The organism is Terrabacter sp. 05T424 (assembly GCF_056396225.1).
In genome coordinates this window covers 24,538-38,729 of the sequence record NZ_JBFTLB010000017.1, presented here as the reverse complement: position 1 = coordinate 38,729, position 14,192 = coordinate 24,538, and the positions used below count along the sequence as shown (strand labels likewise).

Sequence of the window (14,192 nt, the reverse complement as noted above, 5' to 3'; positions counted from 1 at the left end):
ACGGGCCTCGGCGTCGGGAAGTGAGCACTCGATGGAGCGGTGGGGGTCAGCCGACGCGGTCGACGACGCTCAGGGCCAGGGCCTGCAGGGCCGCCTTGGCGTCACTGTCGGGGAGCGGGTCGAGCAGGGCCTGCGCCTCGTGCGCGACGGCATACGTCTCCTCGCGCGCCCGCTCGAGCGCTGGGTGCGCGCGCAGCAGGTCGAGGGCCTCGGCCACGGCGGCGTCGTCGAACGACAGGTCACCGTCGAGCAGTGCGAGCAGCCGGGCGTCGGTCGCGTCGGACGGGTCGGCCATCGCCCGGAAGCGCAGCACGGCCAAGGTGTCGACGCCTTCGCGAAGGTCGGTGCCGGGCACCTTGCCGCTCGCGTCGGAGTCGGAGGCGATGTCGATGAGGTCGTCGGCCAGCTGGAAGGCGATCCCGACCTTCTCGCCGTACGCCCGCATGGTCTCGACCGACTCGGGCGACCCACCGCTGAACATCACGCCGTAGCGCCCTGCGGTCGCGATGAGCACGCCGGTCTTGTCGGCCAGCACGCCGAGGTAGTAGTCGACCGGGTCGACACCGTCAGGACAGGCACGATCGTCGCGAATCTGCCCCGAGCACAGCCGCACGAACGTCTGGGCCTGGATGAGAACCGCCTCGGCGCCGAGACCGGCGACGAGCTCGGACGCCTTGCCGAAGAGCAGGTCGCCGACGAGGATCGCCGTCGAGTTGTCGTAGGCCGCGTTGACCGACGCGACCCCTCGCCGCACGGCGGCCTCGTCCATGACGTCGTCGTGGTAGAGCGAGGCGAGGTGCGTGAGCTCGACGCCCGCGGCAGCCGCGACGACGTCGTCATTGATGCCGTCGCCGAGTTCGGCGGCGAGCAGTGTCAGCAGCGGCCGGAACCGCTTGCCGCCGGCCTCAACGAGGTGGCCCGAGGCGCCGGCGATGAAGGGGTCGTCATGGTCGACGACCTGCGTCAGCAGGGCGTCGACCCGGGCGAGGCCGTCACGCAGGCGTGATGAGAGCTCGTCGGTGGCCCCGGGGATCCCGAGGACCGGCGGGGTGGCGTGCGTCGTCATCGCACCTCGCCGGCACGCACGGGCGTCGCGGTCGTCATCGGACGAACTGCGAGGCCCGGTCGGCCAGGTCGAGCAGCGCGGACGGCAGGACGCCGAGCGCGAGCGTGACGAGCGTGCCGATGGCGATCGAGAACGTCGTCGACACCGACGGGGTCACGACCTCGACGGCGTCGTCGGGCGCGTCGCTGAAGAACATCAGCACGATGACCCGCGCGTAGACGAAGACCGTGATCGCGCTGCACACGACGCCGACGACGGCCAGGACCGTGCCGGTGGCGCCACCCGTGCCGATGGCCGCCGAGAACACCGCGAACTTCGAGACGAAGCCCGAGGTGAGCGGGATGCCGGCGAACGCGAGCATGAGGAACGCGAACGCACCGGCGACGACGGGGTAGCGCTTGCCGAGCCCGGCCCACTGCGACAGGTGCGTCGCCTCGGCACCGTTCTGGCGCACCAGCGAGACGATGGCGAAGGCGGCGATCGTGGCGAAGCCGTAGGCGACGAGGTAGAAGAGCACGGCGCCGACGGCCTTGCGGTCGAAGGCGAGCACGCCGACGAGGATGAAGCCCGCGTGGGCGATCGAGGAGTAGGCGAGCAAGCGCTTCATGTCGGTCTGGGTGACGGACAGGACGGCGCCGACGACCATCGTCAGCAGGGCGACGAGCACGAGGGCGTTGGTCCACTCCCAGCGGCCGGTGTCGAGGCCGACGTACGCGAGGCGCAGGATCGCGCCGAACGCGGCGGCCTTGGTGCACGCGGCCATGAAACCGGTGACCGGGGTCGGCGCACCCTGGTAGACGTCGGGCGTCCACGCGTGGAACGGCACCGCACCGACCTTGAAGAGCAGGCCGACGAAGACGAGAAAGGCGCCGGGCACGAGCAGGCCGTTCATCGCCAGCGGACCGCTCGCGATGGCCTTGGAGAGGTCACCGAAGTAGACCGAGCCGGCGTAGCCGTAGAGCAGGGCCGTGCCGAAGAGGAAGAAGGCCGAGCTGAACGCGCCGAGGAGGAAGTACTTGAGCGAGGCCTCCTGCGAGAGCAGCCGGCGACGGCGGGCGAGGCCCGAGAGGATGTAGAGCGGCAGCGAGAGCACCTCGAGCGCGACGAACATGCCGATGAGGTCGTTCGTCGTCGGGAAGAGCATCATGCCGAAGATCGCGAACATCGTCAGCGGGAAGACCTCGGAGGTCAGCGCGCCCGCGCGAGCGGCGGCCGTCTCGTTCGCCGAGCCCGGCGTCGAGGCACCACTGGGCGTGAACGCGTCGGGCCCGGTGCCGCCGAAGCGCTCGGCCATGGTCAGGACGCCGAGCACGCCCATGAGCAGGATCGTGCCCTGCATGAACAGGGCCGGGCCATCGACGGCCAGGGCGAACATCTGGCGGCCGGTGGCGCCGTCGCCCAGACCCATGGTGACGCCCTGGTGCCCGGACGCGGGGATGATCGACGCGGCGGCCGCGAGCAAGCCGACGACGGCGAGCCCGACCTGGATCGCGTGACGCCGCTCGCGCGGCGCGAACGCCTCGACGAGCACACCGACCAGCGCGACGCCGAAGACGATGAGCAGCGGCAGGATCGCGAGGTAGTCGACGTTCGACGGCTGGAACGCTGCGGGCAGCGCCAGCGGAGCGACGGCGGTCACTTCGAGCTCCCTTCGGCCACTGTGCCGGCCGGGTTGAGGTTCGGGATGGCTTTCTGGACGTGCGACAAGGTCTGGGTGACGGCCGGGTTGATCACGTTGAGCGCGAGGTTCGGCAGGAAGCCGAGCACCACGAAGGCGGCGATCAAGGGCGCGGCGACGACCTTCTCGCGCGTCGTCAGGTCACGGACCGCGGTGAGGCCGCGGCGGGCGGGCTCGTCGAGACGGTCGTGCTCGCGGGTGCCCACGAGGCCCTCGGGCTTCGGGCCCGTCATGACCTTCTTGACCATGAGCAGGATGTAGAGCGCCGCGAGGATGATGCCGGCCGTCGAGATGACGGCGGCCACCGGCTGTGTCGGGAAGCTGCCCACGAGCACGGTGAACTCGGAGATGAAGGTCGCCAGGCCCGGGAGGCCGAGGCCCGAGAGGCCCGCGACGAGGAAGATGCCCGCGAGGGCCGGCGTGATCCGCTGCCAGCCGCCGAAGTCGGGGATGCGCTTGCTCCCCCGACGGCGTACGAGCATCGCCGCGAAGAGGAACAGGGCCGCGGTCGAGAAGCCGTGGTTGACCATGTAGAGCGTCGAGCCGGCGTGGCCGACGTTGGTGAAGGCGAAGATGCCCAGGACGATGAACCCGAAGTGGCTCACCGACGTGTAGGACACCAGGCGCATCATGTCGGTCTGGCCGATCGCGAGCAGCGCACCGTAGATCACGGACACGACCGCGAGCACGACCACGACGGGGGTCGCCCACTGGCTCGCCTCGGGGAAGAGCTGGAGGCAGAACCGGATCATCCCGAAGGTGCCGACCTTGTCGAGCACGCCGACGAGCAGGGTCGCCGTGGCCGGCGACGACTCGGTGGCGGCGTCGGGCAGCCACGTGTGGAACGGCACCATCGGCGCCTTCACCGCGAAGGCGAAGAAGAAGCCGACGAAGAGCAGCCGCTCGGTGGTCGGGTCGAGCGAGAGACCCGTGAGGCGCTCGATGAGGAAGCCGTCGCTGCCGCCGGGGCCCTGCAGGTAGAGGGCGATGACGGCGACGAGCATGATCAGGCCGCCCGCCAGCGAGAAGAGCAGGAACTTCATCGCGGCGTACTGCCTGCGCGCACCGCCGAAGCGGCCGATGAGGAAGTACACCGGGATGAGCATGGCCTCGAAGAAGACGTAGAAGAGGAACACGTCGGTGGCAGCGAAGACCCCGACCATGAACGTCTCGAGCACGAGGAGCAGCGCGAAGTACGTCTTGGTGCGCTGGGCACCGCCGGGGCCGGCCTCCTCGGGCACGTCGCGCCAGGCCGCCAGCAGGCAGATCGGCGTGAGGACGAGCGCCATCAGGATGAGCACGAGGGCGATGCCGTCGACGCCGAGCGAGTAGCTGACACCGAACTGCGGGATCCATGAGTGCTGCTCGCCGAGCTGAAACTGGGTCGTCGCCGCGCGGTCGAACTGGGTCGCGGCCACGATGCCCACGACGAGCGTGACGAGGGAGAACCCGAGCGCCATCCGCTTGGCGTTCTCGGCGCTACCCGGCACGAAGGCGACGAGGAGCGCGCCGACGAGCGGGATCAATCCCAGGATCGTCAGCCACGGGACGCTGGACATGGTCGTCATCAGGAGATCACCCACAGTGCACCGAGGATGGCGACGACACCGGCGAGCATCGTCAGGGCATAGGAACGCGCAAAGCCGTTCTGCAGCTTGCGCAGGCGCGAGCTCGTGCCGCCCACGAGGGCGGCGAGCCCACCGGCCGCACCGTCGACGCCCTTGCTGTCGGCGAAGACGAGCGAGCGCGTGAGGTGGATGCCGGGTCGCATCAGGAGGGCCTCGTTGACCTGGTCCTGGTAGAGGTCGCGGCGCGCCGCCTGCGTGAGCAGGTTGCCGGCGGGGACCGTGACCGCAACCTCGTCGCGCCAGTAGCGCAGCCACGCGAACGCGACACCGCCGGCGACGAGGATGAGCGTGAGGGCCATCAGCACGGGCACCGGGATGACCGGGTGGGCACCCTCGGGCTCGGCGCCGGTGACCGGCTCGAGCCACGAGGTGAACAGGCCGGTCGGGCCGATGATGAGGCCGAGGAAGGCCGAGCCGACGGCGAGCACCATCATCGGGACGGTCATCAGGCGGCCCGACTCGTGGGGGTGGACGTCGTCGGTCCACCGCTTCTTGCCGTGGAAGGTCATGAAGAACAGGCGCGACATGTAGAACGCGGTGATGCCGGCGCCGATGAGCGTCGCCAGGCCGAAGACCCACGGCCGCCAACCCTCGCCGACGAACGCGGCCTCGATGATCTTGTCCTTGGACCAGAAACCCGAGAACGGAGGCACGCCGAGGATCGCGAGCCAGCCGAGGGCGAACGTCGCCCACGTGATCTTCATGGCGCCCGACAGGCCACCGAAGCGGCGCATGTCGACCTGGTCGTTCATGCCGTGCATGACCGAACCGGCGCCGAGGAACATCCCGGCCTTGAAGAAGCCGTGCGTGAGCAGGTGGAAGATCGCGAACACGTAGCCGACCGGGCCGAGGCCGGCGGCGAGCATCATGTAGCCGATCTGGCTCATCGTCGAGGCCGCGAGGGCCTTCTTGATGTCGTCCTTGGCGCAGCCGACGATGGCACCGAAGAGCAGCGTGATGGCGCCGACGATGACGACGACGAGCTGCGCGGTGGGTGCGGCCTCGAAGATCGGCGCCGAGCGCACGACGAGGTAGACGCCGGCCGTCACCATGGTTGCCGCGTGGATCAGCGCCGACACCGGCGTCGGGCCGGCCATGGCGTCACCGAGCCAGCTCTGCAGCGGGAACTGGGCGGACTTGCCGCAGGCACCGAGCAGCAGCATCAGGCCGATCGCCGTCATGAACCCCTGGTTCGCGTTGCTGCCGGCCGCACCGAGCACCGTGGCGAAGTCGACCGCACCGAAGTGGAAGAACATCAGCATGATCGCGATCGACAGGCCGAAGTCGCCCACGCGGTTGGCGACGAACGCCTTGTTGGCCGCGGTCGCGTAGGCCGGGTTCCAGTTCCAGAAGCCGATGAGCAGGTACGACGCGAGACCGACACCCTCCCAGCCGACGTAGAGCAGCAGGTAGGAGTTGGCCAGGACGAGCAGGAGCATCGCCGCGACGAAGAGGTTGAGGTAGGCGAAGAAGCGCCGCTTGTCGGGGTCGTGCTCCATGTACCCGAGGGAGTACACGTGGATGAGCGAGCCGACGAAGGTGATGAGCAGCACGAAGGTCATCGACAGCTGGTCGACGAGCAGCCCCGCGCTCACCTTGAACGCGCCGGCCGCGACCCAGTCGAACATGTCGATGCCGACCGCGCGGTCCTCGGCACCACGGCCGAGCATCGAGAGGAAGACGATCGCGCCGACGACGAAGGCACCCCAGGAGAGGCAGGTCGCGAGCACGGGCCCGAACTTGTCGGTGCGGCGGCCGCCGAGGAGGAGCACGGCGGCACCGAGCAGCGGCAGCGCGACGAGCAGCCACGCGTATGCCGTCACCCCGGTCGCGGCGTGCGCCTCACCTTCGTGCGCGGCGAGCCCCGCGGCATACGTGCTCAGCGTGCTCTGTGAGCTCGCGAGCGTCTGGACGAGAGTTCCCATTCTGGACGGCGCTCCTTACAGCTTCAGCAGGTTGGCGTCGTCGACCGAGGCCGACCGGCGGGCACGGAAGATCGCCATGATGATGGCGAGGCCCACGACGACCTCCGCGGCGGCGACCACCATGACGAACAGGGCCATGACCTGCCCGTCGAGGGCGCCGTGCATCCGGGAGAAGGTGACGAGTGCGAGGTTCGTCGCGTTGAGCATGAGCTCGACGCCCATGAAGACGATGATCGCGTTGCGTCGCAGCAGCACGGCGGCCGCGCCGATCGCGAACAGCAGCACCGCGAGGTAGACGTAGTGCATGGGGCTCACTTGGAACCACCCTCCTCGATCTCGCGCTGCATGTGGCGCTCGACGTCCCTGATGCCGTCGGTGGTCGCGACCTGGTCACGCGCCACGAGCACACGCGAGACGGACAGGTCGCTCGGGCTGCCGTCGGGCAGCAGCGCCGGGGTGTCGACGGCGTTGTGTCGGGCGTAGACACCGGGCACCGGCAGGCCGGCGACGTGCACGTTGTCACGCACGCGCTTGGCAGCCCACTCGGCCTGCGTGATGCGCGGGCTGAGCCGCTCGCGGTGGGCGAGCACCATCGCGCCGAGGGCGGCGGTGATGAGCAGCGCCGAGGTGACCTCGAAGATCCAGACGTACTGGCCGAAGATCAGCTCGGCGAGGCCGGTGACGTTGCCGGTCTCCGTGTTGGTCGCGACGAGCTTGTCCATGCCGGTCTGCACGGTTGCCTGGTCGGTGACGGCGGCGCCGATGGCGAAGAAGAGCACGCCGGCGAGGCCGACGACGAGCAGGAAGGACGCCCAGCGGTGGCCCTTGATCGTCTCGACGACGGAGTCGGACGAGTCGACGCCTACGAGCATGAGCACGAAGAGGAAGAGCATCATCACCGCGCCGGTGTAGACGAACACCTGCACGACCCCGAGGAAGTCGGCCTTCTGCATGATGTAGAAGACGCCGAGGATGCACATGACGAGGGCCATGCCGAGGGCGGCGTGGACGGCTTTCTTGGCGAAGAGCAGGCCCAGCGCGGCGAGGACCGCGATCGGGGCGAGCAGCCAGAAGCCGACGGCTTCGGCGGTGGAGGTCACGGGTTGGCCCCTTCCCGGGTCTGCGGCGCGGTCGGGTTGGACGAGTGCACGAGGTCGTGGACGCCCGGGACGGGGGCACCGACGTTGCCCGGCGCGGTCGGCAGGCCGGGCTCGCCGTCGGCGTCGTTCTCGTGGCGCGCGTCACGCTCGGCGACGTACGCCTTCTGCCCGTCGGTCGGGCCGCTGACCTTGCCCTGGTAGTAGTCGCGCTCCTCGAGCCCGTCGGACATCGGGAACGGCGTCGTGAGCATGCCGCTCTGCAGCGGCGCGAGCAGCTGGTCCTTGGTGAAGATCAGCTTGCCGCGGTCGTTGTCGGCGAGCTCGTAGAAGTTCGTCATCGTCAGGGCGCGCGTCGGGCAGGCCTCGATGCAGAGCCCGCAGAAGATGCAGCGCAGGTAGTTGATCTGGTAGACGCGCCCGTAGCGCTCGCCGGGGCTGAAGCGACCGGTGCCACCAGGCGTGTCGTCGTTGTCGGCGCCCTCGACGAGGATCGCGTCGGCCGGGCAGGCCCATGCGCACAGCTCGCAGCCGATGCACTTCTCGAGGCCGTCGGGGTAGCGGTTGAGCTGGTGGCGGCCGTGGAAGCGCGGCGCCGTGGGTCGCGGCTTCTCGGGGTACTCCTCGGTGGCGACCTTGCGGAACATCGTGCCGAAGGACACGCCGAAGCCGGCCACGGGAGCGAAGAGCTCGGACAGGAAGCTCTTCTGGCGGTCGTCGCTGCCGGAGCGCTGCGTGCGCGGCGCGCTGACCCCGGAGCCCGTGGTGCTGCCGGGCCCGGTGGGGGTGACGTCGTTGCCGACGGTGTCGTCAGCCATGGTCCTCCTCCTTGGTGAAGGTCGAGGTGGCGGAAGTCGAGGTGCTTGCGGTCGAGAGGACCGGCTCGCGCGTGGCGCTGATGCGGGGTCCGGGTTCGGTGAGGCGCTGCCCCGGCAGGGGCGGCACGGGGTAGCCACCCTCGAAGGGGTCGATCTCCTCCGCAGGCGCCTCGTCCTCGGCGGCGGCCTTGGCGGCGCGCTTGTCGTCCCAGATCCAGGCCGCGGCGAGCGCGATGACGGCGACGATGCTGACGATGACGACCGTTGCCACGGAGAGCTCCCGGCCGGCGAACGTCAGCTTGCTGTCACCGAGGAACCCGAGCTGCGCGCCGCGGATGAACGCGACGGCGACGACCCAGGCGAGCGTGATCGGGATGAGGAACTTCCAGCCGAAACGCATGAACTGGTCGTAGCGCACGCGCGGCAGCGAGCCACGCAGCCAGACGAAGATGAACATGAACGTCCAAAGCTTGAGGGTGAACCACAGCAGGCCCCACCAGCCGCCGCCGAACATGTTGTCGTTGATCGCCGAGATGATCGGCGGAGCCTGCCAGCCACCGAGGAACAGCGTGGTGGCCAGGGCCGAGACGGTGAACATGTTGACGTACTCGCCGAGGAAGAACATCGCGAAGCGCATCGAGGAGTACTCGGTGTGGAAGCCACCGGTGAGCTCGCCCTCACCCTCGGCGAGGTCGAACGGGAGGCGGTTCGTCTCGCCGACCATCGTGATCACGTAGACGGCGAAGGAGAAGAACGCCGGCAGGATGTACCAGAGCGAGCTCTGCGCCGAGACGATCGCCGAGGTCGACATCGAGCCGCTGTAGAGGAAGATCGCGACGAGCGAGAGGCCCATGGCGATCTCGTAGCTGATGACCTGGGCGGTCGAGCGCAGCCCACCGAGCAGCGGGTAGGTCGAGCCCGAGCTCCAGCCCGCGAGGATGATGCCGTAGACGCCGACGGAGGCGACGGCAAGCACGAGCAGCACGGCGATCGGCACGTCGGTGACCTGCAGCGGCGTGTGGTGACCGAACATCGACACGGATCCGCCGAGCGGGATGATCGCGAACGACACGAAGGCCATCGTCGCGGCGATGAGCGGCGCGAGCGTGTAGATGAGCTTCTCGGCGTTGGCGGGCGTGATGTCTTCCTTGAGCATCGACTTCATGCCGTCGGCGAGCGTCTGCAGCAGGCCGAAGGGGCCGTTTCGGTTCGGGCCCGGGCGCTGCTGCATGCGGCCGATGACGCGGCGCTCGAACCAGATGACGAGCAGCGTCGAGAGCAGGAGGTAGACGAAGACRCCGACAGCCTTGATCAGCGCGACCCACCACGGCGTGTCGCTGAAGTCGGCCGTGGGGTTCTCCATGGGCAGCGCTGCGGCCACCCCGTATGCCGTCACGAAGCTCATGCGGCACCACCCTTCGTGACGTTGACGCGGCCGCCGGCATCGGTGCCGAGGCCTGCGCGCACGGAACAGATCTCGTCGGCACAGCGGGAGTTGGTCGGCAGCCAGACGACCCGGTCGACCATGCCGACGGTGACGGCGGCGGGCAGCGTGACGCTGCCTGCGGGGCCGGTGACGGTGACCGGGTCGCCGTCGACGACGCCGAGCCCGGCCGCGGAGGCCTCGGACAGGCGCGCGACGGCGAGCGGTGCCGTGCCGGCGAGGAACGGCTCGCCGTCCTGCATGCGGCCGGCGTCGAGCAGCGTCGCCCACGTCGAGAGGACGAAGTCGCCCTCGCCGTGGGGCGCCCCGGCGGCGCGTTGGCCGGCGGGTGCGCTGGTCGCCCGTGCGCCCATCCACGGCCCGAGGGCCACGAACTGGTCGCGGATCTCGCGCTGGGTGCGGGTTTCGAGGAAGAAGCCCATCTCGCTCGCGAGCATGTCGAGCGCACGGTGGTCGCTCACGGCGGGGCTGTCGAGCGCCTCCTCGAAGGCGCGGACGCGACCCTCCCAGTCGACGTAGCTTCCGGCCTTCTCCGCCTGGGCGGCAACCGGGAGCACGACGTCGGCGACGGCGGTGACAGCCGACTCGCGCAGCTCGAGGGAGACCACGAAGGCCTTCTCGAGAGCGGCGGCAGCCGTGGGCTCACCGATGTCGGCGGGGTCGACCCCACCGATGACGAGCGCCTGGAGGTCGCCGGCAGCAGCCGAGGCCAGGATGCCTGCCGTGTCACGGGCCGCGGCCTGCGGCAGGTGGTCGACGTCCCAGACACGGGCGACGTCGGCGACGGCCGCGGCGTCAGAGACCGGACGGCCACCGGGCAGCAGGGCACCGAGCGCACCGGCCTCGAGCGCGCCGCGCTCCCCCGCCCGACGCGGCACCCACGCGAGGCGCGCGCCGGTGGCGGCGGCGAGGTCGGCCGCGGCCCGGAATGCACCGGGCGAGGAGGCGAGACGCTCACCGACCAGCACGATGCCGCCGGCACCGAGCGCGTCGCGGGCCCTGGCCCCCGCCTCGGTCGAACTGAGGTCGCCGAGCACGGCGGCCTCGTTGCCGGGCACGGTCGGGATGAGGGTGCCGCCGAGCTTGGTCAGCCCACGCGTCGGGTGCGACGAGACGGCGTACACCTGCGTCTTGCGCTTGCGGAAGGCCTTGCGTAGGCGCAGGAAGACGATCGGGCTCTCGTCCTCGGGCTCGAAGCCGACGAGCATGACGGCCCCGGCGGCCTCGAGGTCGGCGTAGGTCACCGCTCCACCCTCGGGGCCGGTTGCGGCGACGTGCTCGGCGAGGAAGGCGACCTCCTCGGCCGAGTGCGGCCGCGAGCGGAAGTCGATGTCGTTCGTGCCGAGCACGACGCGGGCGAACTTGCCGTACGCGTACGCGTCCTCGGTGGTGACACGACCGCCGACGAGCACGCCCGCCCTCTTGCCGGCGAGGCCGGCCGCCGCAGCGGCGAGTGCCTCGGGCCAGCCGACGACCTGGAGCTCACCAGAGGCGTCGCGCACCATCGGCAGCTCGATGCGGTCGGGCAGCGTCGCGTACGTGAAGGCCCAGCGGCCCTTGTCGCAGTTCCACTCCTCGTTGACCAGCTGGTCCTCGGCGGCCATGCGGCGCAGCACGACACCACGGCGGTGGTCGGTGCGCATGGCGCAGCCGCTCGCGCAGTGCTCGCAGACCGACGGCGTCGACACGAGGTCGAAGGGGCGGCTGCGGAAGCGATAGGCCGCGCCCGTGAGGGCGCCCACCGGGCAGATCTGCACGGTGTTGCCGGAGAAGTAGCTCTCGAAGGGCTTCTCCTCGTAGATGCCGATCTGCTGCAGCGCGCCGCGCTCGACGAGGGCGATGAACGGGTCACCGGCGACCTGGTCGGAGAACCGGGTGCAGCGGGCGCAGAGCACGCAGCGCTCGCGGTCGAGCAGCACCTGCGAGGAGATGTTGACCGGCTTGGGGTAGGTGCGCTTGACGTCCTCGAAGCGCGACACGGGCCGGCCGGCGCTCATCGCCTGGTTCTGCAGCGGGCACTCGCCGCCCTTGTCGCAGACCGGGCAGTCGAGCGGGTGGTTGATGAGGAGCAGCTCCATGACACCCTGCTGCGCCTTGTCGGCGACGGGCGACGTGTGCTGCGTGTTGACGACCATGCCCTCGGACACCGTCATCGTGCACGAGGCCTGCGGCTTCGGCATCGGGCGGACGTTGCCCTCGCGGTCGGGCATCGCGACGTCGACGAGGCACTGGCGGCAGGCGCCGACGGGGTCGAGCAGCGGGTGGTCGCAGAAACGCGGGATCTCGATGCCGACCTGCTCGGCGGCCCGGATGACGAGCGTGCCCTTGGCGACGCTGACGGGCACGCCGTCGATCGTCAGGCTCACCTGGTCGGGCTTGGTCTCCGTGGGGGTGGAGGCGGTCGTCGTCATGCGGACACCATCCCGCTGGACTCCTTGGACTGGTTGGCCGCCGGGCTGTTGGCCGGGGCGACGGGGAAGAGGACCGAGTGCTCCGGCGGGAAGAGCTCGTGCGCCGGCGTGTGCATGCCCGCCTCGAACTCCTCGCGGAAGAACTTGACGGCCGAGGTGATCGGGCTCGTCGCCGCGTCACCGAGGGCGCAGAAGCTGCGGCCGAGGATGTTGTCGCAGATGTCGACGAGCTTGTCGATGTCGTCCTGCGTGCCCTGGCCGTTCTCGATGCGGTTCATGATCTGGCGCAGCCACCACGTGCCCTCGCGGCACGGCGTGCACTTGCCGCAGGACTCGTGGGCGTAGAAGTCGGTCCAGCGGGCGACGGCGCGCACGACCGAGACGGTCTCGTCGAAGACCTGCAGCGCGCGGGTGCCGAGCATCGAGCCTGCCGCGGCGACCGAGTCGAAGTCGAGGGGCACGTCGAGGTGCTCGTCGGTGAAGATCGGCGTCGAGGAGCCACCCGGCGTCCAGAACTTCAGCTTCTTGCCGCCGCGCATGCCGCCGGCGAGCTCGATGAGCTCGCGCATCGTGATGCCGAGCGGGGCCTCGAACTGGCCGGGGTTGGTGACGTGGCCCGAGAGGCTGAAGATGCCGAAGCCCGTGGACTTCTCGGTGCCCATGCCCTTGAACCAGTCGGCGCCCTCGAGGATGATCCCGGGCACCGACGCGATGGACTCGACGTTGTTGACCGATGTCGGGCGGGCGTAGAGGCCGGCCGCACCGGGGAACGGCGGCTTGAGGCGCGGCTGTCCGCGGCGACCCTCCAGCGAGTCGAGCAGCGCGGTCTCCTCGCCGCAGATGTACGCGCCGGCGCCGGCGTGCACGGTGATGTCGACCTTGACGCCCTTGCCTCCGACGTTGTCGCCGAGGTAGCCCGCGGCACGGGCCTCCTCGACGGCGCGCAGCAGGCGGCGGTAGACGTGGACGACCTCACCGCGGAGGTAGATGAACGCGTGCTCGCAGCCGATGGCGTACGAGGAGATGGCCACCCCCTCGATGAGCGAGTGCGGGTTGGCCATCATGAGCGGCACGTCTTTGCACGTGCCCGGCTCGGACTCGTCGGCGTTGACGACGAGGTAGCGCGGGCCGCCGTCGGGCGGACTCATGAACGACCACTTCATGCCGGTCGGGAAGCCGGCGCCTCCACGGCCGCGGATGCTGGAGTCCTTGACGGCGTCGATGATCGCCTGCGGCTCCATGTCGAGCGCCTTCGTGAGGGCCTTGTAGCCGTCGTGGCGCTCGTAGGTCGCGAGGGTCCAGGACTGTGGGTCGTCCCAGAACTTCGTGAGGATCGGGGTCAGCGTGTCGGTCACTTCGAGCCCTTCCCGTCTGAGGTGGAGCCGGCGCCGCCGGAGGCGTTGGAGCCGTTGGAGCCGTTCGGTGCGACCCAGCCGTTCTCGTTGGCGATCTGGAGGCCGAGCAGCGAGGCCGGGCCGGCGCCCACACCTTCGTCGCCGCGGCCGTCGTGGAAGCCCGCGAGCACCCGCGAGACCTCCTTGAAGGTGCAGACCTTGGCTGCGCCGCGGGTCGGGGCGACGTCCTTGCCGGCGCGCAGCTCCTCGACGAGGCCGATCGTGCTCTCCGGCGTCTGGTTGTCGAAGAACTCCCAGTTGGCCATGACGACCGGGGCGTAGTCGCACGCGGCGTTGCACTCGAGGCGCTCGAGGGTGATCTTGCCGTCGTCGGTCGTCTCGTCGTGGCCGATGCCGAGGTGCTCGGAGACCCGGTCGAAGATCAGGTCGCCGCCCATGATCGCGCACAGCGTGTTGGTGCAGACACCGACGGTGTAGTCACCGTTGGGGTGGCGCTTGTACTGCGTGTAGAACGTCGCGACACCGCTGACCTCGGCCTCGGTGAGGTCGAGCACCTCGGCGCAGAAGGTGACGCCGCGCCCGGTGACGTAGCCGTCGACCGACTGCACGAGGTGCAGCAGCGGCAGCAGCGCCGAGCGCTTCTGCGGGTAGCGCGCGATCACCTCTGCGGCATCGGCGTGCAGCTTTTCGAGCACGTCGGCGGCATACGGCGCCTTGGACTCGGGGCTGACGTGCAGGTGGCCTGAAGCGTCGTGACCGCTCATACGTGC

Annotated in this window: 11 protein-coding genes; all 11 read right to left on the bottom strand. The window is 69.9% G+C overall.

Annotation, left to right across the window (positions count from 1 at the left end):
• Window positions 1-46 precede the first annotated feature (46 nt).
• Genes AC1DE0_RS21910 through nuoE form a run of 11 tightly spaced genes read right to left on the bottom strand, consistent with a single transcriptional unit; the run spans window position 47 to window position 14,186 of the window.
• Window positions 47-1,066 (bottom strand): polyprenyl synthetase family protein, encoded by a 1,020-nt coding sequence (locus AC1DE0_RS21910; RefSeq protein WP_478105655.1) that lies wholly within the window; start codon window positions 1,064-1,066, stop codon window positions 47-49.
• 34 nt (window positions 1,067-1,100) lie between these two features.
• Window positions 1,101-2,705, bottom strand: coding sequence for an NADH-quinone oxidoreductase subunit NuoN (gene nuoN / locus AC1DE0_RS21905; protein ID WP_478105653.1), 1,605 nt, complete (start codon window positions 2,703-2,705; stop codon window positions 1,101-1,103).
• Entirely contained in the window at window positions 2,702-4,303 is a 1,602-nt protein-coding gene (locus AC1DE0_RS21900; protein ID WP_478105677.1) for an NADH-quinone oxidoreductase subunit M, read from the bottom strand. The genes nuoN and AC1DE0_RS21900 overlap by 4 nt, the downstream gene beginning before the upstream one ends.
• An 8-nt stretch (window positions 4,304-4,311) precedes the next feature.
• Window positions 4,312-6,297, bottom strand: coding sequence for an NADH-quinone oxidoreductase subunit L (nuoL, locus tag AC1DE0_RS21895; RefSeq protein WP_478105651.1), 1,986 nt, complete (start codon window positions 6,295-6,297; stop codon window positions 4,312-4,314).
• A 15-nt stretch (window positions 6,298-6,312) separates the two neighbouring features.
• The gene (gene nuoK / locus AC1DE0_RS21890) at window positions 6,313-6,603 is read right to left on the bottom strand and encodes an NADH-quinone oxidoreductase subunit NuoK (RefSeq protein ID WP_425582847.1); all 291 of its coding nucleotides are present in this window, start codon (window positions 6,601-6,603) and stop codon (window positions 6,313-6,315) included.
• A gap of 5 nt (window positions 6,604-6,608) precedes the next feature.
• Window positions 6,609-7,397, bottom strand: a complete 789-nt coding sequence (locus tag AC1DE0_RS21885) for an NADH-quinone oxidoreductase subunit J (protein ID WP_478105649.1) — start codon at window positions 7,395-7,397, stop codon at window positions 6,609-6,611.
• A complete protein-coding gene (gene nuoI / locus AC1DE0_RS21880; RefSeq protein ID WP_478105647.1) occupies window positions 7,394-8,212 on the bottom strand; it encodes an NADH-quinone oxidoreductase subunit NuoI in 819 nt (272 codons plus the stop codon). Before nuoI ends, AC1DE0_RS21885 begins: the two co-directional genes overlap by 4 nt.
• Entirely contained in the window at window positions 8,205-9,617 is a 1,413-nt protein-coding gene (nuoH, locus tag AC1DE0_RS21875) for an NADH-quinone oxidoreductase subunit NuoH (RefSeq protein WP_478105645.1), read from the bottom strand. Before nuoH ends, nuoI begins: the two co-directional genes overlap by 8 nt.
• Window positions 9,614-12,067, bottom strand: coding sequence for an NADH-quinone oxidoreductase subunit G (locus AC1DE0_RS21870; protein ID WP_478105643.1), 2,454 nt, complete (start codon window positions 12,065-12,067; stop codon window positions 9,614-9,616). Before AC1DE0_RS21870 ends, nuoH begins: the two co-directional genes overlap by 4 nt.
• A complete protein-coding gene (gene nuoF, locus AC1DE0_RS21865) occupies window positions 12,064-13,422 on the bottom strand; it encodes an NADH-quinone oxidoreductase subunit NuoF (RefSeq protein ID WP_478105641.1) in 1,359 nt (452 codons plus the stop codon). Before nuoF ends, AC1DE0_RS21870 begins: the two co-directional genes overlap by 4 nt.
• Entirely contained in the window at window positions 13,419-14,186 is a 768-nt protein-coding gene (gene nuoE, locus AC1DE0_RS21860; RefSeq protein ID WP_478105639.1) for an NADH-quinone oxidoreductase subunit NuoE, read from the bottom strand. Before nuoE ends, nuoF begins: the two co-directional genes overlap by 4 nt.
• Window positions 14,187-14,192 lie beyond the last annotated feature (6 nt).

Bases quoted from the DNA above. Each gene is read 5' to 3' on its own strand.
- nuoL (WP_478105651.1), bottom strand. From the start codon at position 6,297: ATGGGAACTCTCGTCCAGACGCTCGCGAGCTCACAGAGCACGCTGAGC.
- nuoE (WP_478105639.1), bottom strand. From the start codon at position 14,186: ATGAGCGGTCACGACGCTTCAGGCCACCTGCACGTCAGCCCCGAGTCC.
- AC1DE0_RS21870 (WP_478105643.1), bottom strand. From the start codon at position 12,067: ATGACGACGACCGCCTCCACCCCCACGGAGACCAAGCCCGACCAGGTG.
- nuoI (WP_478105647.1), bottom strand. From the start codon at position 8,212: ATGGCTGACGACACCGTCGGCAACGACGTCACCCCCACCGGGCCCGGC.
- AC1DE0_RS21900 (WP_478105677.1), bottom strand. From the start codon at position 4,303: ATGTCCAGCGTCCCGTGGCTGACGATCCTGGGATTGATCCCGCTCGTC.
- nuoK (WP_425582847.1), bottom strand. From the start codon at position 6,603: ATGCACTACGTCTACCTCGCGGTGCTGCTGTTCGCGATCGGCGCGGCC.
- AC1DE0_RS21910 (WP_478105655.1), bottom strand. From the start codon at position 1,066: ATGACGACGCACGCCACCCCGCCGGTCCTCGGGATCCCCGGGGCCACC.